The 21,921-nt window shown below is 73.6% G+C and carries 18 protein-coding genes; all 18 read right to left on the bottom strand.

The window, feature by feature from the left end; all coding sequences use genetic code 11:
* Nucleotides 1-9 precede the first annotated feature (9 nt).
* Nucleotides 10-1,845 carry a BTAD domain-containing putative transcriptional regulator gene (locus tag ACBI99_RS08960; RefSeq protein ID WP_375072064.1) on the bottom strand — a complete coding sequence of 612 codons (1,836 nt, stop codon included), beginning with the start codon at nucleotides 1,843-1,845 and terminating at the stop codon, nucleotides 10-12.
* A gap of 69 nt (nucleotides 1,846-1,914) precedes the next feature.
* On the bottom strand, nucleotides 1,915-3,555 hold the full coding sequence (locus ACBI99_RS08955; protein ID WP_375072063.1) for an acyl-CoA dehydrogenase: 1,641 nt from the start codon (nucleotides 3,553-3,555) through the stop codon (nucleotides 1,915-1,917).
* A complete protein-coding gene (locus ACBI99_RS08950) occupies nucleotides 3,552-4,448 on the bottom strand; it encodes an ornithine carbamoyltransferase (RefSeq protein WP_357587341.1) in 897 nt (298 codons plus the stop codon). The genes ACBI99_RS08955 and ACBI99_RS08950 overlap by 4 nt, the downstream gene beginning before the upstream one ends.
* Complete coding sequence (locus ACBI99_RS08945) at nucleotides 4,445-9,157, bottom strand: amino acid adenylation domain-containing protein (RefSeq protein ID WP_375072062.1); 4,713 nt, start codon at nucleotides 9,155-9,157, stop codon at nucleotides 4,445-4,447. The genes ACBI99_RS08950 and ACBI99_RS08945 overlap by 4 nt, the downstream gene beginning before the upstream one ends.
* Nucleotides 9,154-9,327 carry an MbtH family protein gene (locus tag ACBI99_RS08940; protein WP_219511627.1) on the bottom strand — a complete coding sequence of 58 codons (174 nt, stop codon included), beginning with the start codon at nucleotides 9,325-9,327 and terminating at the stop codon, nucleotides 9,154-9,156. The genes ACBI99_RS08945 and ACBI99_RS08940 overlap by 4 nt, the downstream gene beginning before the upstream one ends.
* A gap of 14 nt (nucleotides 9,328-9,341) precedes the next feature.
* Nucleotides 9,342-10,322 (bottom strand): 2,3-diaminopropionate biosynthesis protein SbnB, encoded by a 981-nt coding sequence (gene sbnB / locus ACBI99_RS08935; RefSeq protein WP_375072061.1) that lies wholly within the window; start codon nucleotides 10,320-10,322, stop codon nucleotides 9,342-9,344.
* Nucleotides 10,323-10,325: 3 nt separating this feature from the next.
* Nucleotides 10,326-11,330: a 2,3-diaminopropionate biosynthesis protein SbnA gene (gene sbnA, locus ACBI99_RS08930; protein WP_219511630.1), complete on the bottom strand. Its 1,005-nt coding sequence runs from the start codon at nucleotides 11,328-11,330 to the stop codon at nucleotides 10,326-10,328.
* Nucleotides 11,331-11,445: 115 nt separating this feature from the next.
* Nucleotides 11,446-13,107 carry an AMP-binding protein gene (locus ACBI99_RS08925; RefSeq protein ID WP_219511634.1) on the bottom strand — a complete coding sequence of 554 codons (1,662 nt, stop codon included), beginning with the start codon at nucleotides 13,105-13,107 and terminating at the stop codon, nucleotides 11,446-11,448.
* 190 nt (nucleotides 13,108-13,297) lie between these two features.
* A complete protein-coding gene (locus tag ACBI99_RS08920; RefSeq protein ID WP_375072060.1) occupies nucleotides 13,298-14,632 on the bottom strand; it encodes a condensation domain-containing protein in 1,335 nt (444 codons plus the stop codon).
* Nucleotides 14,632-14,871, bottom strand: coding sequence for an acyl carrier protein (locus tag ACBI99_RS08915; RefSeq protein WP_219511640.1), 240 nt, complete (start codon nucleotides 14,869-14,871; stop codon nucleotides 14,632-14,634). The genes ACBI99_RS08920 and ACBI99_RS08915 overlap by 1 nt, the downstream gene beginning before the upstream one ends.
* Nucleotides 14,861-16,411: an acyl-CoA dehydrogenase gene (locus ACBI99_RS08910; protein ID WP_375072059.1), complete on the bottom strand. Its 1,551-nt coding sequence runs from the start codon at nucleotides 16,409-16,411 to the stop codon at nucleotides 14,861-14,863. The genes ACBI99_RS08915 and ACBI99_RS08910 overlap by 11 nt, the downstream gene beginning before the upstream one ends.
* Nucleotides 16,404-18,113 (bottom strand): fatty acyl-AMP ligase, encoded by a 1,710-nt coding sequence (locus ACBI99_RS08905; RefSeq protein WP_375072058.1) that lies wholly within the window; start codon nucleotides 18,111-18,113, stop codon nucleotides 16,404-16,406. The genes ACBI99_RS08910 and ACBI99_RS08905 overlap by 8 nt, the downstream gene beginning before the upstream one ends.
* A 12-nt stretch (nucleotides 18,114-18,125) precedes the next feature.
* Nucleotides 18,126-18,770, bottom strand: coding sequence for a 2-hydroxychromene-2-carboxylate isomerase (locus tag ACBI99_RS08900; protein WP_219511646.1), 645 nt, complete (start codon nucleotides 18,768-18,770; stop codon nucleotides 18,126-18,128).
* Nucleotides 18,767-19,498 carry a 3-oxoacyl-[acyl-carrier-protein] reductase gene (gene fabG, locus ACBI99_RS08895; RefSeq protein WP_219511648.1) on the bottom strand — a complete coding sequence of 244 codons (732 nt, stop codon included), beginning with the start codon at nucleotides 19,496-19,498 and terminating at the stop codon, nucleotides 18,767-18,769. The genes ACBI99_RS08900 and fabG overlap by 4 nt, the downstream gene beginning before the upstream one ends.
* Complete coding sequence (locus ACBI99_RS08890) at nucleotides 19,495-19,977, bottom strand: hypothetical protein (RefSeq protein ID WP_357587353.1); 483 nt, start codon at nucleotides 19,975-19,977, stop codon at nucleotides 19,495-19,497. The genes fabG and ACBI99_RS08890 overlap by 4 nt, the downstream gene beginning before the upstream one ends.
* Nucleotides 19,974-20,300 (bottom strand): hypothetical protein, encoded by a 327-nt coding sequence (locus tag ACBI99_RS08885; protein ID WP_219511651.1) that lies wholly within the window; start codon nucleotides 20,298-20,300, stop codon nucleotides 19,974-19,976. Before ACBI99_RS08885 ends, ACBI99_RS08890 begins: the two co-directional genes overlap by 4 nt.
* A complete protein-coding gene (locus ACBI99_RS08880) occupies nucleotides 20,297-20,557 on the bottom strand; it encodes an acyl carrier protein (protein ID WP_219511653.1) in 261 nt (86 codons plus the stop codon). The genes ACBI99_RS08885 and ACBI99_RS08880 overlap by 4 nt, the downstream gene beginning before the upstream one ends.
* Nucleotides 20,554-21,921: an acetyl/propionyl/methylcrotonyl-CoA carboxylase subunit alpha gene (locus ACBI99_RS08875; protein ID WP_219511655.1), complete on the bottom strand. Its 1,368-nt coding sequence runs from the start codon at nucleotides 21,919-21,921 to the stop codon at nucleotides 20,554-20,556. The genes ACBI99_RS08880 and ACBI99_RS08875 overlap by 4 nt, the downstream gene beginning before the upstream one ends.

The raw sequence follows: 21,921 nt of genomic DNA, 5'->3' as shown, positions 1-21,921 counted from the left end.
CTTTCTTGATCACTGGGCCGGGGCGATCTCGCGGAAGCCGATGCCGTCCATCTGGATGGAGGCGGCCGTCATCCGGGCCAGGGCCGCCTGGCGGTCCAGTGAGGAGTCCTCCCGCACGGCGAAGTCCAGCGCGAGCGCGCGGACCAGCGGGTGGAAGCGGTACTGCGCGGACATCCCGTGCGTGCCGGGCACGCTCTCCAGCAGCCGGGCGTCCAGCAGCTGCTCGACCAGGTCGCGGGCCCGGGTGACCTTGGTGTCGAGGACGACGGCCGCCATCCACAGCGTGAAGGCGGGCACGTCGAGCAGCACGAGCAGCCGCAGGGCCCGCTGGGTGTCCGGCGCCAGCGCCAGGTAGCTGCGGCCCAGCCGGTCCCGGAGCGTGACGTCGGCGGCGCCCAGCTCCGCCAGCCGCTGCCGGGGGTCGGCCAGCCGCTGGGCGAGCTGGCCCAGCGACCAGTGCGGCTTGGCCACCAGGCGCATGCCGGCCAGGCGGACGCCCAGCGGCAGCCGGCCGCAGAACGCGGCGATGCGCGCGGCCTCCTCCGGCTCCGCCTGGACGCGGCCGGCGCCGATGATCCGGCCGAGCAGGTCGACGGCGTGCCGCTCGGCCGGCACGTCCAGGTCCAGTGCCGGCATCCCGGCGAGCACCAGCCGCGCCCGGCCGGTCACCAGGACGGCGCTCCTCGGGCCCGGCGGCAGCAGCGGGCGGACCTGCTGCTCACCGGCCGCGTCGTCGAGCACCACCATGATCCGCTGGTGGATCATCCGGCTCCGGTAGAGGCGGACGCGCTCCTCGAACGAGGCCGGCACCGCCGAGGCGTCCACGCCGAGCGACAGCAGCATCTCGCCGAGCGCGTCGAACGGCGACACCGGGCGGGCCCGCAGCCCGCCGAGGTCGACGAAGAGCTGCCCGTCCGGGTAGCGGTCGAGGACCTGGTAGGCGACGTGGACGGCCAGCGCGGTCTTGCCCACCCCGGCCATGCCGCCGACGACCGAGCCCACCGTGACGCCCTGGCCGCCCTTGCCGCCGAGCGAGGCGCTGAGCTCGGCGGACTCCGCGGACCTGCCGGTGAAGTCGCCCACGTCGGGCGGGAGCTGGCCGGGGCGCAGGCGCGTGGTGACCGTAGCGCGCTCCCCGGCCGCGTCGAGTGCCGGGTCGCCGACGAGCACCTTGCCGTACAGCTCGCGCAGCTCCTGGCCGGGCTCGGTGGACAGGTCGTCGGCGAGCAGGCCGCGCAGGTCCTCGTAGACGTTGATCGCGTCGGCCTGCCGGCCCGAGCGGTGCAGGGCCAGCATGAGCTGGCCGCGCAGGCGCTCGCGCCACGGGTGCCTGGACACCAGCCCGGTCAGCTCCGACACCAGGCCGCTGTGCCGGCCCAGGAGCAGGTCGGCGTCGACGCGGTCCTCCAGGGTGGCGAGCTTGGCCTCCTCCAGGCGGGGCCGCTCCACGGCGGTGAGCAGGTCGGTGGCGCCGGACAGCGCAGGGCCGCGCCAGAGTGCCAGCGCCTCGCCCAGCACGCGCGCCGCCTCGCCCGCCGCTCCCTTCTCCAGCAGGTGCCTGCCCTGCCGGGTGAGCTTCTCGAAGACGAGCAGGTCCACCGCGTCCGGGTCGGCCTCCATGAGGTAGCCCGGCCGCTGCCGGGTGATGGAGACGCCGAGCTTCTGCCGCAGCCGCGAGACGTAGATCTGGATCTGCGCCTCGGAGGTGGTGGGCAGCTCCTCCCCCCACAGCATCTCCGCGATCCAGGAGTCCGACACGATGCGCGAGCGCGACAGCAGGAGGATCGCCAGCAGCGTACGGATCTTGGTGGCGCTGAGTTCGACCGGCCCCGACGCCCCGCTCACCGTTATCGGGCCGAGTATGCGAAAGTGCAGCACCCCATCACCTTTCATCACGAAGCTCGTCTCGGGTCGTCACCGGCGTCCGTGCCTGGCCAGCCGCCGGGGGATCACGTCGAAGGTGCGCGAGTCCTCGTGCCGGGCCAGCAGCTCGGCGAACATCACCTCGCCCGCCTCGCCCGCCGGCCGGGCGGGCGCCCCGAGGCGGGCGGCGATCCGGCGCAGGGCGACCCGCTGCCAGGCGGCGCCGAAGTCGCCGGCCCGCGCCGCCGTCACGCCCGCGCACGCGGCGGCGGCCAGCGTGAACGCGTACTGCTCGGCCAGCGCGAACGTGTCCGCCGAGGCCGTCACGGTCCGCTCGCCCGGCGGCAGCTCCTCGCAGCGCGTGCGCAGCTCGGCCAGCCGGTCGAGGAAGAACGCCCGCAGCTCGGCGTCCTCGATCCGCGACAGCGCGGCGGTCAGGCTGTCGCGGCCCCGCGCGTCCGGAGCCAGCCTGTCGAAGTCGAGCTCGGGCAGCGCGGAGCCGAGGTCGAACAGCTCGTCCGGCCCGGCGTCGGCGCGCAGCCAGCTCCGCCGCGCCAGCCGGGGCAGCTGCGGGATGATCGTCGCCAGGCAGGCGGCGCTGCTCGAATGGGCCAGCGCGGCCACGGCGAGATCCCGGTGATACTTCTGGAAGATCCCGTAGGGGCCCTCCCGCAGGTACGAGCGCGCGCCGAGGATCGTGAAGAGGTCGTAGGAGGCCGAGTCGAGCAGGGCGCACACCACGTACTTGCAGGCCGCCGCGAGCACGCTGGTCTGCTCGGGCAGCAGGTGCAGGGCGCGCCCGGCCACCGCGCCGAACGCGTCGCACACCAGGAGGTCGGCGAAGACGCCCACCAGGCAGTCGCGGGTGACCGGGATGTCGGCCACCGGCCGGCCGTAGAGCACCCGCTCCCCCGCGAAGCTCAACGCCAGCCGGAGCTGGGTGTCCAGGGCGCCGAGCGCGATGGCGGGCAGCGCGATCCGCGTCACCTGGAAGGCGCGCAGCGCGGTCTCCAGGCCGGTGCCGGGCTCGCCGAGCAGCGCGTCCGCGGGCACCCGGCTGCCGTCGAACGCCACCCCGGCCAGCGGGGTGGCGCGCAGCCCGGACGTGTGGTGGCGGGGCAGGATGCGGTAGTCGCGGGTGCCGGCCAGGTCGACCAGCAGCATGGAGTGGCTGCGGCTGCCGGGATCGTCGCGGGTGCGGGCGAACACGGTGACGGCGCGGGCCCGGCCGATGTTGTTGATGAGCTGCTTGGTCCCGGTCATCACCAGGCTGTCGCCGTGCGCCTCGGCGCGCATCGACATGCGCGAGAAGTCGGCGCCGTGGGCCAGCTCGGTGAACGCCGCCGCCGCCCGGTCGCCGCCGAGCAGCCGCCCGGCCAGCCACGCGCGCTGGGCGGCGTCGCCCGCCGTCCACACCGGGACCGCGGCGATGAAGCTCGTCACCCCGTAGCCGATGCCCAGCGTGGGATCGCGCCTGAAGACCGCCCGCATCTCCTGGACGAGGCCGTTCACGTCGACGAAGGCGCCGCCGAGCGAGGCCGGGACGAACCGGTCGGCCAGCCGCGCCCCGTCGAGGACGGCCTCCCCGGCGGCCAGCAGCTCGCCCCGCTCGTCGGCGGCCAGGACCGCGGGGACCCCGGTGGGGTTCGCCGCGTTCCAGGGGTCCCCGAAAAGCTCGTCCAGCGTCGTCATCGGCACCACTCGAGCACGGCCATGGCGCTGTGCAGCTTGTTCTCCGCCTGGTCGAAGACGATGCTGTGCGGGCCGTCGATGACCTCGGCGGTGACCTCCTCACCCCGGTGGGCGGGCAGGTCGTGCATGAACGCCGCGCCGGGGCTGGCCCGCCACAGCTCGCCGGTCACCTGGAAGGGCGCGAACGTGTCACGCCAGCCGGGATCGGGCTTGGCGGTGCCCGTGGTCTGCCAGCGGGTGGTGTAGACGACGTCCACGGCCTCCGGCAGGTCCCGCATGTCGTGCCGTTCGGTGACCACCTTCGGGTTCACGCGGGCGAGCACGTCGTCGGCCAGGCCGTAGCCCGGCGGGGTGCGCAGTTCGAGCTCGACCGCGTCGTACCTGCTCAGGGCGAGGGCGAGGGCGGCGGCGGTGTTGTTGCCCTCGCCCACGTACAGGATGCGCAGGCCCTCGATCGCGCCGAAGCGCCACAGCAGCGTGGTGAGGTCGGTCAGCGCCTGGGTGGGGTGCTCGGTGGCGCTCATCGCGTTGATCACCGACATGCGGTTGTCCGCGGCGTACATGCGCATCTCGGCCGGGTCGCCCGCGGTGCGCATGACGAAGACGTCCAGCATCCGGTTCAGCACCTTGGCGGTGTCCTCGACGGACTCGCCGGTGTTGGTCTGCAGGTCGTTCGGGCCGAAGGCGATCGTGCGCGCGCCCAGGCGCAGCGCGCCCGAGGTGAAGGCGGTGCGCGTCCTGGTGGAGGTCTTGCTGAAGTAGATTCCGACGATCTGGTCGGCGAGCGGGTGCGTGGTGACGCCGCCGTTGCGGAAGTCCAGGCCGCGGCGGGCCAGGTGGCGCAGGGCCTCGTCCGAGAGGTCGTCGATCGAGATAAGGTGCTGGGGCGTCATGCCGTTTCCTCCACTCGGAAGTCCTCGCCCAGCAGGACGGCCTCGACGCGGCCGGCCAGCAGGGCGAGTTCGGATTGCTCGAAGACCTCGCGGGCGCCGAGCTCCACGTCGAGCTCCTCCCGGACCCGGGAGATCATCTTGAGCACCTGGAGCGAGTTGCCGCCCAGGGCGAAGAAGTCGTCGCGCGCGCCCACCTTGTCGACGCCGAGCACGTCCTGCCAGATCTCGGCCAGCAGCGTCTCCACCGTGGTGCGCGGCGCGACGAACCTCGCCGCGCCGGTCTCCTCGCGTCCGGGCAGCGGCAGGGCGGCCCGGTCGAGCTTGCCGTTGACGGTCAGGGGGATGCGGTCCAGCGCGATGACGGCGGCGGGCACCATGTAGTCGGGCAGGCTCCGGCCCAGCGCCTCCTTCAGCTCGCCCACGTCGATGCTGTCGCCGGCCGGTTCGACGTAGCCGACCAGCGCCTGGTCGCGCACGACGACGACCGCGTCGCGGACGCTCCGCTGGCCGAGCAGCGCCGCCTGGATCTCGCCCAGCTCGATGCGGTAGCCGCGGATCTTCACCTGGTCGTCGGCGCGGCCCAGGAACTCCAGGCTGCCGTCGGGGTTGCGCCTGGCCAGGTCGCCGCTGCGGTAGAGCCGTCCGCCGCCGGGGGCGGGCAGGAACCGCTCGGCGGTCAGCGCCGGCCGGTTCAGGTAGCCGCGCGCCACGCCCGGGCCCTCGACGTGGATCTCGCCGGGCACGCCGACGGGCGCGACGCCCCCGTGCTCGTCCAGCAGGTGCACGGTGAGGTCGGCGAGCGGGACGCCGATCGGGCTGCCGTGGTCGTCCGGGAGGATCTCGTGGAGCGTGGTGTGGACGGTGGTCTCGGTGATCCCGTACATGTTGATCAGCCGTGGGCGTTCGGCGCCGAACCGGCGGATCCACGGCATCAGCTCGCCCACCTCCAGCTTCTCGCCGCCGAACACCACGGCGCGCAGCGCGAGCTCCCCCACCCGGGGGTCGTCCTCGGCGGCGAACGCGACGAGCTGCCGGAAGGCGGACGGCGTCTGGTTCAGCACCGTGACCCGCTCCTCGCGCAGCAGGTCCAGGAACCGGTCCGGGTCGCGCACCACGTCGCGGGGGACGACGACGAGCCGGCCGCCGTACAGCAGCGCGCCCCACATCTCCCACACCGAGAAGTCGAAGGCGTAGGAGTGGAAGAGCGTCCACACGTCCTCGGGGCCGAAGGCGAAGGCCGCCTCGGTCGCGTTGAACAGGCGCAGCACGTTGGCGTGCGTCACCTCGACGCCCTTGGGCCGCCCGGTGGAGCCCGAGGTGTAGATCACGTACATGACGTCGTCGGGCGCGACCGGCGTCCGCGGGTCGTCGGGCGAGGAGCCGGCCGGGAACGCGTCGAGCAGCACCACCGGCCCGGTGACCCGGTCCGCGAGATCCCGCGTGGTGACCACGAGCGCGGCGGCGGCGTCCTCGATCATGTACGTGAGCCGCTCGGCGGGCTGGCCGGGGTCCAGGGGCAGGTATCCGGCGCCCGACTTCAGCACGGCCAGCAGCGTGACGATCAGCTCGGGGCCGCGTTCCAGGCAGACGCCGACCAGGCCGCCCGGCCCGGCCCCGCGGGCGCGCAGGTGGCGGGCCAGGTGGTTGGCCCGGCCGTTCAGCTCCGCGTACGTCATGCCGTCCACGGCCGGGGCGCCGGGGGTGCGCGCCGCCTGCTCCTGGAACGCCTCGTGCACGCAGCGGGAGGGCGGGGCGGCGCGGCGCGCGGGCTGCTCGAAGTCCGCCAGGTCGACGGCCGACAGCCGGGTGCGCGGCCGGGCGGCGACCTCGCGCAGGAGCTTGAGCAGGCGCCCGGCCATCCGCGTGGCGGTGTCCCGGTCGAACAGCGCGGTGGCGTACTCGATCGAGGCGAGCACCGAGCCGTCCGGCCGCCGCTGCGCGAGCAGGCTGAGGTCGGTCTTGGCGATCAGCCACGACCCGGCCATCACCTCGGCGTCCGCCGCCTCCAGCGCCGTGTCCGTGTGGCCGACCTCGTGCAGGTCGAAGGTGACCTGGTAGATCGGCGTCCGGGTCAGGTCGCGCTCCGGCTGGAGCTCCTCCACGAGCCGGTCGAAGGGCAGGCGCTGGCGGGCGAAGCCGGCGCGGCAGACCTCGTTGACGCGGGCCACGGCCTCCTCGAAGGAGGGGTTGCCGGTCAGGTCCATGCGCAGGGCGAGGGCGTTGAGGAAGAACCCCACGACGTCGGCGAACTCGGCGCGATCGCGCCCGGCGACCGGGGTGCCGACGGCGAAGTCCCGCTGCCCGCTGTGCCGGGAGATCAGCATCGCCCAGGCGGTCAGCAGCACGGCGACCAGCGTGGCGCCGCGCTCGCGCCCCCACGCGGCCAGGGTGTTGGCCAGGTCCGCCGGGATGTCGAAGGTGACCATGGCGCCGCGCGGGTCGCGCTGGGCGGGCCGGGGCCGGTCGGTGGGCAGGTCGAGCGCGGGCACGCCGGCCAGGTGGTCGCGCCAGTAGGCGAGGTCGCCGGCGAGGCTGTCCTCGGTGAGCGTGCGGCGCTGCCAGGCCGCGTAGTCGGCGTACTGCAGGGGCGCGGGCGGCAGGTCCTGGCCGGCGCAGAGCGCGCGCAGCTCCCGGTCGATCACCACGGTCGACCAGCCGTCGCTGGCGATGTGGTGGACGGTGATCAGCAGCAGGTCGCCCGCCAGCAGCGCCCGCCAGACGGGCCCGCGTTCCAGGTCGAAGCCCCGGGCGAGCTGTTCGGCGACCAGCGTCGCGGGGTCCTCGCCGGGGGCGGCGACCCGCAGCTCGACCGGCGCTGGGGCGTCGACGACCGGCCGGGGCTCGCCGTCGGCCGGGACGTAGCGGGTGCGCAGGATCTCGTGCCGCTCGGCCAGCCGGTACAGGGCGGCCCGGACGGTGTCCGGGTCGGCGTGCTCCAGCCTGACGAACAGCGGCGCGACCCACTCGGGGCTGCCGGGCTGGATCCGGTCGAGGAACCACAGGCGGCGCTGGCCGTAGGAGACCTCGGCGGCGGCCCCGCGCCGGGCCGGGCCGACGCGCTCGACACCGGGGGCCTGCCGGTCCAGGAGCTCGGCCTGGCCGGACACCGTGGAGATCGCGTACAGGTCGGGGACGGGCACGCCGAGCCGGTTGGCGAGCTTGGTCAGGAGCAGCGAGGTGCCGCCCCGCTGAAAGAAGTCGTCCTCGGCGCCGATCCGCCCGACGCCCAGCAGCTCGGACCAGACGGCGGCGACCCGCCGCTCGGCGGGGGTGCGCGGCGGCGTGTGGGCCGCCTCCTCGGCGGGAGCCTTCAGCGCCGCGCGGTCGATCTTCCCGCTGGGCAGCACGGGCAGCCTGTCGTGCAGGACGTAGCGGGTCGGCACGTGGGTGTCGGGGAGCACGTCGCGGGCGAACAGCCGCAGCTCGGCCGGGGCGACGCCGCCGGCGACGTGCGCGACCAGGCGTCCCTCCGAAGCGACGACGGCCACGGCCGCCACGGCCGGATGGCCCTGGAGGACGGCCTCGATCTCGCCGGGCTCGACCCGGACGCCGTTGACCTTGAGCTGGTCGTCGAGGCGGCCCATGAAGTGCAGCACGCCGTCCTCGGACCAGCGCACGAGGTCGCCGGTGCGGTAGAGCCGTTCGCCGTCGCCGAAGGGGTCGGGCACGAAACGCTCGGCCGTCAGGGCGGGCATGCCCAGGTAGCCGCGGCCGACGCCGGGCCCGCCCGCGCACAGCTCGCCGGGCACGCCGATGGGCGCCAGGCCGCCCTCCTCGTCCAGGACACGCACCCGCATGCCGGAGATCGGCCGGCCGATCGGCACCGCCTCGCCGTCCTGGTCCGGGTCGACGAGGTGCGCGGTCACGTCGATGGCGCACTCGGTGGGCCCGTAGGTGTTCCACATCGCCAGCCCCGGCAGGGCGGCGGCCCGCGCCAGCCCGGCGTGCAGCGGCTCGCCGGCGCTGAACAGCAGCCGCAGCGATCCGAGGCCCGCCCAGCCGGGCTCGCGGACCAGCTCGCGCAGCAGCGACGGGACGACCTGGAGCACGGTGATGCCGTGCTCGCGCGCCATCCCGACGAGCGTGGCCGGATCGCGCTCGGCGCCCGGCGGCGCGACGACCACCGTGCCGCCGCTCACCAGCGGCCCGACCATCTCCCAGCCGGCCGCGTCGAAGGTGACGGACGTCTTGTGCAGCAGCCTGTCGCGCGGGCCCAGCTCGTGCGTCCGCGTCGTCCACAGCACCCGGTTGGCGATGCCCCCGTGCGTCACGACGACGCCCTTGGGCCGCCCGGTCGAGCCGGAGGTGTAGATCACGTACGCGGCGTCCGCGCCGGAGACCGGGACGGGCGCGGCCTCCGGGGTGGGCAGCGAGCGCAGCAGCTCCGGGGTGAGCACGATGGCGGGCCGGGCGTCCCGCAGGATGCGGTCGCGGCGCTCGCGCGGGTGCTCGGGGTCGGTCGGCAGGTAGGCGGCGCCGCTGCGCCACACCCCGAGGACGGCGACGATGAAGTCGGCGCCGCGCGGCAGGTTGAGGCAGACGACGTCGCCCCGGCCGATGCCCCACCCGCCCAGCAGGTGGGCCAGGCGGGCGGCCCGGCGGGCCAGCTGGGCGTAGGTCAGGGTGCGGTCCCCGTCCACGACGGCGACCGCGTCCGGTGTGGCCGCCGCCTGCCGCCACACCAGGTCGCCGAGGAGACCGTCGCTCACCGCAGGCTCCGCGGGCGCATGTCGGTCCAGACCTGCTCGATGTGGCGCAGGCACTCGTCCTTGGTGCCCTGGGTCCCCTCGGCCTGCCAGCCGGAGGGCAGGTCCCGGTCCGCCCACCAGATGGAGTACTGCTCTTCGTCGTTGAGCACTACCAGGTACTTGTCGCTCATGGCGGACTGCTCCTTCACGCGGGTTGCTGAAAGGCCTCGACGGCCAGCCCGGAGCCCCGGGCGACGGCCTGCTGGAACACGTACCGGGCCAGCGCCAGGTCCAGCGCGCCGAGGCCGAACGGGGAGAAGATGATCGGTGAGTCGCCGCCGGGCAGCGTGGCGGTTCCGCGCAGCAGCCCGCCGAGCGTGGCGTGGACGAACGCGCGGTCGCCCGTGGCCTGCTCGGCCAGGTGCGGCGAGGTGCGCTCGCGCAGCACGTGGTCGACGTCGTCGACGACGTTGCGCGCGGCCAGGACGGTCTCCGGCGTGAGGTCGCGCAGCGACAGGTGCAGCACGACCGTTCCCGGCCGGGCCCCGTCCAGGGTCAGGTGCGGCTCGACGGCGGTGGTCGCCAGCGACACCACCCCGGCCGCCGCGACGGCCTCGGCGGCGGTGGCGGCGACGCGTACGCCGAGGCCGGGCAGCAGGGCGCGGGCGCGCTCGCCGAACTCCTCGGCGCGCTCCCGCGACAGGTCGAAGAGGGTCAGCTCCGTGACATCGGGCAGGAACCGCAGGACCTCGAGGTTGATCAGGCCGCAGCCGATCACGGCGATCGACCGGACGGGGTCCGGGCCGGTGAGGGTGCGGGCGGCGACCGCCGCGGAGGCGGCGGTGCGCGCGGCGGAGATCTGCGCGCCCTCCATGAAGGCCACCGGCCGGCCGGTGTCCATGGAGTTGAGCACGATGGTGGCGCTGGCCCGGGGCAGCCCCTTGCCGAGGTTGCCGGGGAAGGACGCCACCCACTTGATGCCCGCGACGGGCTGGTCGCCGCCCACGAACGCGGGCAGGCCGATGATGCGGTTGGCGCTCTCCCCGGGGAAGCGCAGGAACGTGGAGTGGGGCACGACCGTCTCACCGGCGTCGTGCTCGCGGTAGGTGTCGCGTACCAGGTCCAGCACGGCGTCCTCGGCGCCGTGGAGGATGTCGCGCACCTCGTCGTGTCGGATGACCAGCATGGGTCAGATCCCTTCCTTCCACAGGTGCGAGACCTCGCCGAAGGTGCGGCGCACCCACTCGTCGGAGTAGATAGTGTCGAGGTAACGATCTCCGCCGTCCGGGAGCAGCAGCACGCACGTCGACCCGGGCGCGATGTCCCGCTGGGTCGCGGTGAGCGCGGAGACGATCGCGCCGGACGACGCGCCGGCCAGGATGGCCTCGCGTTCGGTCAGCCTCCGGCACCCCACCACGCAGTCCAGGTCCGACACGTGGACCACGCGGTCGGCGGCGCCCTCGCGGAAGAGGGCCGGGCGGATCGCCGCGCCGTGGCCCGGCAGCAGGCGGGGACCCGGCGTCTGCCCCTCGAAGATCATGCTGCCGATCGCGTCCACGGCGGTGATCTGGACGGACAGGCCGTGCTCGGCGACGTAGTCGGCGCAGCCGACCAGCGTGCCGCACGAGCTCACGGGGACGAACAGGTGGTCGATCTCCCCGTTGAGCGCCTCGGCGATCTCGCGCATCGTCTGGACGTGCGCCCGCGCGTTCAGCCGGTTCCCGTACTGGTTGGGGTGGAAGGAGTTCGGAACGCTGTCAAGGAGCTCGCGCACCCGCTGGATCCGGCGCGGCAGGTACTCGCCGGTGTCGGGGTCGGGGAACTCCACGACCTCGACCTCGGCGCCGAATGCCCGCAAAATCGCGAGGTTCTGCTCCGTGGTCCTGGCATCGACGACACAGATGAATCTGAGGCCGAGGTAGCGGCAGATCTGCGCCATGCCGATCGCCAGGTTTCCCGAACTGGACTCCACCACGACGGAGATCCCTGGAACGAGATCACCTGCGTCGATGGCCGCGCTCAGCATGCTGAGCGCGCTGCGGTCCTTGAGGCTTCCGCCGGGATTGAACCGCTCCAGCTTCGCATACACCAACAGTCCGGGGACCAGCCGTTCGAGTTCGACAAGCGGCGTCCCACCAATAGCCGAAATAATTCCAGTCGTGGTGGATATTGGCACAGCGCTGGCTCCGTCCATGAAATTGCGCCGGTTCCGCAACCAGAACCAGCCAGCTCACTATCCGGGCACGCCGCTATATCTCGCCTATATTCCGCGTGCGGAGAAATGGAGCCGGTCAAGCCGGGCGACGCCGTCAGCGGTTCTCCGCGACGGTGGGGTCGAGCACGTCCAGGGCGTTGGCCCGGAGCAGCTCCCGGACGAGCTGGCGGTTGACGCCGCCGTCAGGCGTGACCGGGAACTGGCCGGGCCTGACCAGGACCACGCCGACCCGTTGCAGCCCGAACCGCAGGGCGAGCCGGTCGCGGACGGCGCGAACCAGGCCGTCGCCGGCCCGGCCGCCGCCCGGCTGGGCGACCACGACGATCTTCTCGGCGGAGTCGGGCGCGGGGAAGGCGGTGCAGGCCACGAGGGTGCCGAGGTCGAGGAGGCTGCGTTCGACCCGGCCCAGGTGCAGCGGGCGGCCCTGGAAGAGGACCAGGTCGCGGGAGGTGCCGGTCACGTGGAGGCGGCCGTCGACGGTGGCGCCGAGGGTGCCGCTGCGCACGAACCCCTTCTCCCCGGTCGCGGTGCTCTGCTCGAAGCGCTCGGCGCTGAGCCGGTCCCTGCGCCAGTAGCCCGCGGCGACGTGCGGCCCGCGCACCCAGATCTCGCCGACGGCGCCCTCGGCCGCCGGGACCCCGGTGAACGGGTCGACGATGAGGAGCTCGTGCCCGGCGGGCCGGCCGAGACCGGCGAGCCGGGGCCCGTCGGCGCCGGGCAGCAGCAGGCCCTTGTCCAGCGCCCGCGTGTCGAAGCCGGGCGCGGCCAGGGCCTGGCCGGCCGCGCCGATCGAGGCGATCATCGTGGCCTCGGGCAGGCAGTAGGCGGTGCGCAGGGCGTCGGCGCGCAGCCCGGCGGGGCGCAGGCGGCCGGCGAAGTCGTGCAGCATGTCCGGCTCGATCGGGGGCAGCCCCGTCATCTCCAGCACGAGCAGGTGACGTAATCGCGACAGGTCCAGCGTCGAGCACTCCTCGTCGGTCATCTCGTGCAGGCACTGGTCGTAGCCGAAGCTCGGGGCCGCGCTCACCTCGACCTGGTGGCGGTCGAGCAGGCGCAGCCAGGCGAGCGGGTCGACGCAGAACGTCTCAGGCGGCAGCAGCACTGCCGTGCCCCCCGACAGGAGCGGCGCCAGCAGCATGGAGAACAGCCCGAGCCCGTGGTGCAGCGGCAGCCAGCCGCCCGTGCGCGTCCCCGGGCGCAGGCCGCAGGCCTCGGCCAGGGTCTCCACGTTGTGCAGCAGGTTGGTGTGCGACAGCGGGATGCCGACGGGCTCGCCGGCCAGGCCGCTGGTGTAGTGGAGCAGGGCCGCGTCGTCGCCGGACCGCATGGGCTCGACCCAGTCGGCCGGGTCCTCGTACGTGACGCCGTCGGTGGCGACGCAGGCGTAGGTGCCCAGGTCGTCGTGGGTCAGCCAGGCGTGGATGGCGTCGGCGTGGGCCGTGTCGGTGAGGACGAGGTGGGCGTCCGCGTCAAGCGCGACGCCGGTCTGCGTGCTGAGATGGTGAGCCGCGTGCGTGGGGAGCGGCAGCGGCACCGGGACGACGTCGGCGTAGAGGCAGGCCAGCAGCGCCCGCACGAACTCGATGCCCGTCGGGTAGCAGAGCAGCACCCGATCCCCCGGTTTGCACACGGTCTGCAGCCACGACGCCACCTCCCTCGCGGCCAGGTGGAGATCCAGGTAGCCGATACGAGTTTCGCCGTCCCCCTTGAATATGACCGCGTCAGCCTGCGGCCTTTCCTCGACGTGACGAAGCATCGCCCCGAAAACAGAAATATCCCCCATACGAACTCCCCTTGCAGGCTCACAAGGATGGGACCTTGCGCCCGATCGGGCCAAACGCAACTATACCCATCATTCGGGACAGACCCCAGAAACCAAAAGGGGGGAACAATATTCTATTAGGGGTTGCGGGGCGCCTTTGTCAGCCAATAACAATGAGCATGACTCATGCTTCACCGAAGGCCAGTAAACGCGCCACCTCACTCTCGTCCACCGCCGGCAGCCTGCCGATCGGCGAATCCGGACCCGACTCCACCGCCTGACGGAGCCGCCCGGTGAAACGCTCGATCGTGAGCCGGTCGAACAGGGCGGCGTCATACTTGACCACGGCGGTGAACAGCGCGCCCGCCCTGCGCACATCCACCATCAGCTCGAACTGGCCCTCCATCTGCGCGAGGTCGAGAACCGCGAACCGCAGCCCCCGGTAGGTCGTCACCGGCCCCTCGATCGAGCCGTCGGCCGCCAGCGGCAGCGGCGGGTCCATCGCGTCCATCGACAGCAGGTTCACCACGAGCTGGTAGGGCAGGCCCCGGCCCGGCGTCAGCTCCCGGATGAGCGCCGACGGGAACTCCCCGTGCGCCGTCGCCGCCACCAGCTCGCGGTGCGCGGCCAGGGCGGCCTCCCCCAGCGTGGTCCCCGGGCGCAGCCGCGCCCGCAGCGGCACCGTGTTGGCGAAGCAGCCCACGACGTCGCGCGCCCGCCCGGCGAAGCGGGTGCTGACCGGGCAGCCGATGAGGAAGTCGCCGCCCGTGCCCCGCCGGTGCAGCGCCGCCTGGACCCCGGCGACCACGAGCGCGAAGGGCGTCACCCCCAGCGTCCTGGCCTGCTCGATCAGGCGCGTCCCGGTCTCCTCCGGCCACACGACGGTCACCGAGGCCCCCCGGAACGCCCCCGCCGGCCGCGCCCGGCCGGCCGGCAGCCTCCCGGGCTCGGCGCCCTCGCAGACGCCGCGCCAGTAGCGCTCCAGCCGCGCCCGCCGGGGCGAGCCCAGCAGCTCCCGCTCGTGCCGGACGTAGTCGCCGAAGGTCCGCGTGATCACCGGCCAGCCGGGCTCGTCCTGCTCGTACGCCCACAGCAGGTCGCGCAGGATCATCCACTGCGACATCGCGTCACTGACGATGTGGTGCGCCGTCACCAGGAGCACCGACCCGCCGCCGCCGCGCACCAGCGTGACCCGGAACGCCCCCACGCCCAGGTCGAACGGCTCCCCCGCCGCCCGCGCCGCCGCGGCCCGCAGCTCGCTCTCGCCCACCGCCCCCAGCTCGGTGACCGTGAAGGGCGGCGGCCGATCGGCCACCGACCGCCGCGGCGCCCCGTCGACCTCGTCGAACACCGAGCGCAGCACCTCGTGCCTGGCCATGACGGCCGAGGTGGCCCGGCGCAGCCGGTCGAGGTCCAGCACGTCGTGGACGCGCAGCGCGACGGTGATCAGGTAGGCCGTGCTCTCCGGCGCCAGCCGGTACAGGAACCACAGGGCCTGCTGGCCGATCGTCAGCTCCATCAGGCCGCTTCCGCGTGAAGGTAGTCGGCCAGCGCGTTGACGGTCGGGTGGTCCCACGCCACGGTCGGCTCGACGACCAGCCCGAACTCGTCCTCGATGTCGCCGCTCAGGCTCATCGCGAACACCGAGTCCAGGCCCACCTCGACGAACTTGACGTCCGGGTCGATCTCCTCGGGCGCGCGCTCCACGTAGAACGCGACCCGTGCGCGCAGCCAGTTGCGGATGTGGTCAAGCGTCATGGTCGACTCCTCGCAGGAAGGAAAACGCGCGGCCGCGCCGCGTCAGGTCCAGCAGATGATCGGTGGCCGCGTCCGGGCGGTCGAAGACCCTGGCCAGGCAGGCGCGCAGCCACACGTCGTCCAGGGCGTTGTCCGCCCACAGCCGTACGCAGGCCGCCGCCGCGTACAGCCGGGCGTACTCGCGCGCCAGGCCGAACAGCTCGGGCGGGACCTCCCGCCCGCGTGGCCGCCACCCGGCCATCGCCTCGTGCAGCCGGTCGGCCCGCTCGCGCAGCTCCAGCGGCGCGTCCGGGTCGCCGGCCAGGCTCTGCACCAGGCTGCAGCCGTCACGCGCGGCCAGGCTCAGCCGGGCCGGGTCGAGGGGCGGCAGCGGCTGCTTCAGCCCGGTCGCCGCCGCCAGCCCGGCCGCGTCCACGCGCCCGCGCCGGTAGCCGCGCACCAGCGCCGGGAACTGGTTGACCAGCGTGCCGAGGTTGACCCAGGTGTTGCCGTCGAAGACGCCGACGATGGCGTGGTCGCGCCAGATCTTCTGGAAGGGCCCGTCCGTCAGCAGCGCGCGGGCGCCCAGCACCTTGGCCAGCCGCTGCAGGGTCCGGTCGATCAGCGTGGGCACGTAGTACTTGACGACGGCCGAGACGAGGCTCTGCTCGCCCGTGAGCGAGTGGATCGACCGGGTGGAGACCACGGTGACGGCCTCGGCGACCAGCAGGTCCACGTACGAGTCGGCCAGGGCGCGGGTGGTGAGGGGCAGGTCGGCCAGCGGCCGCCCGTACATGTGATGGCGCTCGGCGAAGTCCAGCACGATCCGCAGGGCGTGCTCCCCCATGCCCAGCGACATGCCGCCGCACAGCGTGCGGGTGAGCTGCAGGCCCTTCAGCAGGACCTCCAGGCCCGTTCCCGGCTCCCCGACCATCGCCTCCGGCGGCACCACGGCGCCGGTGAAGGCGATGCCGCTGATGTCGGCGCCGCGCACGCCGTGGGTGGCCACCTTCGGCAGGCACCGGTAGGCGTGCGCGGGCAGCGTGTCCTTGTCCACCAGGAAGAGGCTGAACCCCCGGGCGTCGCCGCTGTCGCCGGTCCTGGCGAGCACGCACACCACGTCGGCGCGGGTGGCGTTGTTGATCAGCCACTTCTCGCCGTCGAGGCGGTAGCCGCCGGGGACGGGCGTGGCGGTGACCTCCCCGGCCAGCACGTCGCTGCCGTGGTCGCGTTCGGTGAGCGCCAGGGAGACCACGGCGCCGCCCGAGACGCGGGCCGACAGCGCGGCCACCTGCTCGGGGGTGCCGCCGACCCAGGTGGCCACCGAGCCCAGGTAGGTCTTGCAGTGCGCGAGCGCCACGGTGAAGTCGCGGCCGGCCAGGCTCCTGATCAGGGCGAGCAGGCGTTCGGCGGGCACGCCGGGCAGGTAGTGGCGTTCCGCGCCGAGGTCCGTCAGGGCGCGGCAGATCTCGCCGGGGAACTCCTCGCGACCGTCCAGCTCCAGGCAGCGCTCGACGGTCAGCACCGACGGCAGCACCGACGGCAGCACCGGCTCAGCCATCGGCGCCCTTCCGGTAGCGGGCGGTCACCGCGCGCGACAGGGCCTCGTGGTGCGCGGTCAGCCCGCCGGAGGCGAAGAGCTGCCTGGTGACCTGCCGCCGGATCTTGCCGCTGGTCGTCCTGCGGATCTCGCCCGGCCGCACCAGGCACACGTTGGCCGCCCCGACGCCGAACCTGCGGCTGAGCGCCGACCTGATCTCCTCGACCAGCTCGCCGGGCGAGGCGAGCGCCCGCGACCTGACCTCCTGGACGACGACGATCTCCTCGCGCGGCACGGCGACGGAGAAGACGCACGACGGCATGTTCTCCACCGCCGCGTGCACCCGGGTCAGCGCGCGTTCGAGGTCGTGCGGGTAGAGGTTGCGGCCGTTGACGATCACCAGGTCCTTGATCCGGCCGGTGATGTAGAGCTCGCCCTCCAGCAGCGCGCCCAGGTCGCCGGTGCGCAGGAAGCCGCCCTCGCCCGTGGCGGTGGTGCCGCCGAAGGTGCGCCGGGTCTCCTCGGGCTTGCGCCAGTATCCGGCGGCCACGCCGGGGCCGCGCACCCAGATCTCGCCGACGCGGCCCTCCGGCAGCTCCGCGCCCGTGTCGGGGTCGGCGATGAGGACTTCCAGCGCCCTCGGCCGGCCGCAGCCCACCAGCGCCCTGCCGGTCGCGGCCGGGTCCAGCGTGTCGCGTTCCAGCGCCCACGGGTCGACCGTGGTCACGACCGGGGCGTGCCCGGGAGCGGTGCCGGAGATGAACAGCGTGGTCTCGGCCATGCCGTAGCCCGCGGTCAGCGACTCCGGCTTGAGCCCGGCGGCGGCGAACCGGTCGGCGAAGCGCGTGAGCGTGCCCGCGTCGATGGGCTCGGCGCCGTTGCACACGTGCTTCCACGAGGACAGGTCCAGGTCGCGCAACTGCTGGTCGGTGACGCGGCGTACACACAGGTCGTAGGCGAAGTTCGGCGCCGCGCTGACCTCCGCGCCGTGCCGGCCGATGAGGTCGAGCCACTGCCACGGGTGGCGCAGGAAGTCGGTCGGCGACATCAGCACGGTGCTCCCGCCCAGGTGGAGCGGCAGCAGGAGCATGGCCACCAGCCCCATGTCGTGGTGCATGGGCAGCCAGCTGCAGAACCGCGCGCCCTCCCGCAGGTCCAGCAGCTCCGCGCCGACCCGCAGGGTGTCGACCAGGCTGCCGTGGGTGACCATGACGCCCTTGGCGTCACTGGTCGAGCCGGAGGTGTACTGCAGGAACGCCAGCGTCTCCGGCCCGGTCGCGTGCGGGCGGGGCAGCGGCTCGCCGTACTGGGCGGCCTCGGCCACCAGGGCGGGCTCGCCGTCCGCGAGCGCGGCCGTCAGCGCCCCGGTGAGCGGGGCCGAGGTGAGCACCAGGGCGGGCTCGGCGTCGGCGGCCACCGCGAGGACCCGCTCGCGGTGCAGGGAGGAGGCGTCGGGGAACGGCGCCGGGACGGCCACCACGCCCGCGGCCAGGCAGCCGAGGAAGACCTCGACGAACTCCAGGCCGGCGGGGTAGCACAGCAGCACCCGCTCGCCCGGCTCGACGCGCCCGGCCAGCCAGCCGCCGATCCGGCGGGCCGCGAGGTCGAGCTCGCCGTAGGTGAGCGCCTTCTCACCCCGCCGGTCGTGGAAGAGCACGGCGCGCCTGCCGGCGAACTCGGCGGCGTGCCTGCTCAGCGTGCTCATGAAGTCCATGGAGCTCATCCCCTCCTCCTCTCAGCCACAGCCACCGGGGTGGTCCTCCGGCGGGTACGCGTCCGCCTCCTGCTCGCCGGCCGACTCGGCGAAGGCGGCCAGCCGGTCCAGCCCCCAGAACCTCTCCCGCCCGTGGACGAAGAACGGCACGCCGAAGACGCCGTCGCGGTCGGCCGTCCGCAGCGCCTCGATGCCCCGTTCGCGCAGCTTGGGGTCGTCCGCCGCGCCGGTCAGCGCGGCCTCGTCGAGCCCGAGCGAGCGCCCGAGCTCGGCGACCACGCGCGGGTCGCACACGTCGGCCCCCCGCTGCCAGCGCAGCTCGGTGACGCCCGCCGCGAACTCCTGCCCCACGCCGTGGTCGGCCGCGACCAGGTAGGCCAGGTGCGGCACCTCCCAGCGGGGGCCGCGGTCCAGCGGCCAGCTCGGCTCCAGGCCGCGCGCCCTGGCCAGCCGCCGCACGTCCTGGAGGATGTACAGGTGCTTCTCGCGGGACATGGCCGAGTAGCCGAACCGGCCGCCGGCCGCGTCGAGCTCGCGCAGCGTGGCCTCCTCCGGGTCCCAGTACGGGATCCAGTCCAGCCGCCGCGCCAGGCCGGGCCGCTCGGCGAGCAGGTCGTGGAGGGTCAGCCAGGAGTAGGGGCTGCGGAAGTTGAAGTAGAACCTCACAGCGCCATCCCCCCGTCGACGCGGATGACCTGCCCGGTGATGTAGGCGGCCCGCTCGGAGGCGAGGAACGACACGAGCTGGGCGACCTCGTCCGCGGCGCCGAAGCGCCCGAGCGAGATGCGGTCGCGGAGCTGGGCGGTGGCCTTCTCCGGCAGGTCGGCGGTCATGTCGGTCTCGATGAAGCCCGGCGCGACCACGTTCGCGGTGATGCGGTAGCGGCCGACCTCCTTGGCCAGCGCCTTGGTGAAGCCGATGATCCCGGCCTTGGACGCGGCGTAGTTCGTCTGCCCGACGTTGCCCGCCACCCCGGCGACCGACGACATCGTGATGATCCGCCCGCCGCCGCGCTTCATCATGCCGAGGACGACCGCGCGCACGATGTTGTGGGTGCCGCCCAGGTTGACGTCGAGGACCTGGTCCCAGTCGTCGTCGGGCAGCAGCGCCAGCGGCCGGTCGCGGGTGATCCCGGCGGAGGTGACGACCGTGTGCACCGGGCCGAGCTCGGTCTCCACGTCGCCGGCGAAGGCGCGCACCGCGGCCCGGTCGGTGACGTCGACCTTCCTGATCAGGGCGCGTACGCCGTGCCGCTCGATCTCCTTGGCGGCCTCCTCGGCCGCTTCGGTGTTGGACTGGTAGCACAGCGCGACGTCCTGGCCGTCCGCCGCCAGGGCGACGGCGGCGGCCCGGCCGATGCCGCGCGAACCTCCGGTGACCAGGGCGACGGTCATGCCAGCACCCCGATCGGCCGAGTCGTCTCGATCATGGTTCCCATCTCCTGCACGACCTCCGAGCCGACCAGCGACTCGCCTTCCATGACGGCGTTCTCGCCGACCTTGCGGACCATGCGCACCCGGTGCTCGATCACCTGGCCGGGCCGTACGGGCCGGTGGAAGCGCACGTTGCGCATGCCGCCGGCCAGCACCACGTCCCCGGCCAGCACGTCGGGGTTGGGCGACTCCCACAGCGCCAGCAGCGCCGCGGCCTGCGCCCAGGACTCCAGCAGCAGCGGCCACGGGTAGTCGTAGGCGGCGGGCCCCGCCTCGTCGCCGATGCCCTCGTAGCAGGGCTCGGTGCAGGTGACGGCCTTGACCGCGACCAGGCTCTCGCCCGGCGTGACGGCGACGACCCGGTCCAGCAGGAGGATCGGGAAGCGGTGTGGGATGACCTTCCTGATCCGGTCGACGCCGATCTCCTCGGGGCCGCTCATGCCGTCTCCCGGTAGCGCACCTGAAGCCGGGCGGTCTCGCCGCGTTCGGTGCTCACCACGGCGGCGAACCCCTCGCCCTGCTCGGCCACCTCCACGGTCATCGTGTCGCCCGGCAGGACCGGCCGCAGGAACCGCCCGCTGACGATCTCGCTCAGCACCAGGTCCGCGCCGAACTTCGCGCGGATCGCCTGGTCGGCCACCTCCAGCACGCCCACGCCGGGGAAGACGGGGAAACCCGGGTAGTGCCCGGCCAGCACCGGCAGCCCCGGATCGACGCGCACGCCGCCGTCACGCGGCGTGCCCGCCGGCAGGATCGCGCTCACCGTCCGGCCCCTTCCGCCAGCAACCCGCACAGCAGCTCGTACGTGCTGGACAACGAGGTGATCCCGGCCATCTCGGTCTCGTCGATCTTGACCTGGAACCGCTTCTCCAGCGTCACCGCGATCTCCAGCGCCATCAGCGAGTCCACTTCCAGGTCCTGGACGAAGTGCGCGTCGTCGGTGACCTCGTCGACGTCGATGTCGAGCGTCGTCGCGATCACCTTCCGCAGTTCGTCCTTGTCCACCAGGGAGGCGGTCATGTCGTGCTCCTCTCGGTCGTGCACAGCCTGTCGACGATGTCCTCGACCAGGTCCAGCCGGTAGTCACCGGCCCGGAAGCCCTCGTCGGACAGCAGGGTTCGATGGAAGTCGGCGTTGGTCACCACGCCCTCGCAGCTGAACTCGCGCAGCGCCCGGTCCATCCGCCGCAGCGCGACCTCGCGGGTGGGACCGGTCGCGATGATCTTGGCGAGCAGCGAGTCGTAGAACGGCGGCACCACGTAGCCCTCGTACAGGTGGGTGTCGACGCGGATGCCGGGGCCGCCGGGCAGCCGCAGTCGTTCGACGCGCCCGGTGCTGCCCGCCCAGTCGCGCGCCACGTCCTCGGCGTTGATCCGCACCTCGACGGCGTGCCGGCCGAGGTCGGGGCCGCGCTGCCCGAAGGGGAGCGCCTCGCCGCGGGCAATCCTGATCATCCACTCGACCAGGTCGATCCCGGTGCACTCCTCGGTGACCGGGTGCTCCACCTGGAGGCGGGTGTTCATCTCCAGGAAGTACGGCTCGCCCTCGTCGGACACCAGGAACTCCATGGTGCCCGCGCTGACGTACTCCACCGACGTGGCGCCCAGCACGGCGGCGTCGCGCAGCCGCTCGCGCAGGTCGCCGGGCAGCGACGGGGCGGGGGACTCCTCGGCGAGCTTCTGGTGCCTGCGCTGCACGGTGCAGTCGCGCTCGCCGAGGTCGACGACGTTGCCGAAGGAGTCGGCGAGGATCTGGACCTCGATGTGCCGGCCGCGCGGCACGTACCGTTCGAGGTAGATGCGGTCGTCGCGGAACAGCGTCCGGGCGACCGCCCGCGTCTCCTCCCACGTCCTGGCGAGCTCGCCGGGGTCGCGGACGACGCGCATGCCCCGGCCGCCGCCGCCCGCGACCGCCTTGAGGATCAGCGGGTAGCCGATCCGGGCGGCCTCCTCGGCGGCCTCGTGCGCGCTCTCCACCGGCCCGTCGGAGCCGGGCAGCACCGGCACGCCGCATGCCCGCATCGCCGCCCTGGCGTCGAGCTTGTTGCCCATGAGCGCGATGTGCTTGGCCGACGGCCCGACGAACGTGACGCCCACCTCGGCGCAGGCCGTCGCGAACAGCGGCTCCTCGGACAGGAAACCGTAGCCGGGGTGCACGGCGTCGGCCTCGGTCAGCGCGCACGCGTACAGCAGCGACGGGATGTCGTTGTAGCTGCGCCGCGCGGGCGCGGGGCCGATGTGCACGCTCCGGTCGGCGATCCGCACGGCCAGGCTGTCACGGTCGGCGGACGAGTACGCGACGACGCTGCCGATGCCGAGGTCGCGGCAGGCGCGGACGATGCGGACCGCGATCTCGCCGCGGTTGGCGACCAGCAGACGCTCCAC

It is taken from the genome of Nonomuraea sp. ATR24, from assembly GCF_041950485.1.
Lineage (GTDB): Bacteria > Actinomycetota > Actinomycetes > Streptosporangiales > Streptosporangiaceae > Nonomuraea > Nonomuraea ceibae.
Note: the sequence above shows the minus strand (reverse complement) of the source record. Positions and strands in the feature narration are given on the sequence as shown.

Coding starts and splice junctions, on each gene's coding strand:
- ACBI99_RS08905 (WP_375072058.1), bottom strand. CDS start 18,113: ATGAGCTCCATGGACTTCATGAGCACGCTGAGCAGGCACGCCGCCGAG.
- ACBI99_RS08880 (WP_219511653.1), bottom strand. CDS start 20,557: ATGACCGCCTCCCTGGTGGACAAGGACGAACTGCGGAAGGTGATCGCG.
- ACBI99_RS08950 (WP_357587341.1), bottom strand. CDS start 4,448: ATGACGCCCCAGCACCTTATCTCGATCGACGACCTCTCGGACGAGGCC.
- sbnA (WP_219511630.1), bottom strand. CDS start 11,330: ATGGACGGAGCCAGCGCTGTGCCAATATCCACCACGACTGGAATTATT.
- ACBI99_RS08920 (WP_375072060.1), bottom strand. CDS start 14,632: ATGGAGCTGACGATCGGCCAGCAGGCCCTGTGGTTCCTGTACCGGCTG.
- ACBI99_RS08955 (WP_375072063.1), bottom strand. CDS start 3,555: ATGACGACGCTGGACGAGCTTTTCGGGGACCCCTGGAACGCGGCGAAC.
- ACBI99_RS08925 (WP_219511634.1), bottom strand. CDS start 13,107: ATGCTTCGTCACGTCGAGGAAAGGCCGCAGGCTGACGCGGTCATATTC.
- fabG (WP_219511648.1), bottom strand. CDS start 19,498: ATGACCGTCGCCCTGGTCACCGGAGGTTCGCGCGGCATCGGCCGGGCC.
- ACBI99_RS08915 (WP_219511640.1), bottom strand. CDS start 14,871: ATGACGCTTGACCACATCCGCAACTGGCTGCGCGCACGGGTCGCGTTC.
- ACBI99_RS08910 (WP_375072059.1), bottom strand. CDS start 16,411: ATGGCTGAGCCGGTGCTGCCGTCGGTGCTGCCGTCGGTGCTGACCGTC.
- sbnB (WP_375072061.1), bottom strand. CDS start 10,322: ATGCTGGTCATCCGACACGACGAGGTGCGCGACATCCTCCACGGCGCC.
- ACBI99_RS08890 (WP_357587353.1), bottom strand. CDS start 19,977: ATGAGCGGCCCCGAGGAGATCGGCGTCGACCGGATCAGGAAGGTCATC.
- ACBI99_RS08940 (WP_219511627.1), bottom strand. CDS start 9,327: ATGAGCGACAAGTACCTGGTAGTGCTCAACGACGAAGAGCAGTACTCC.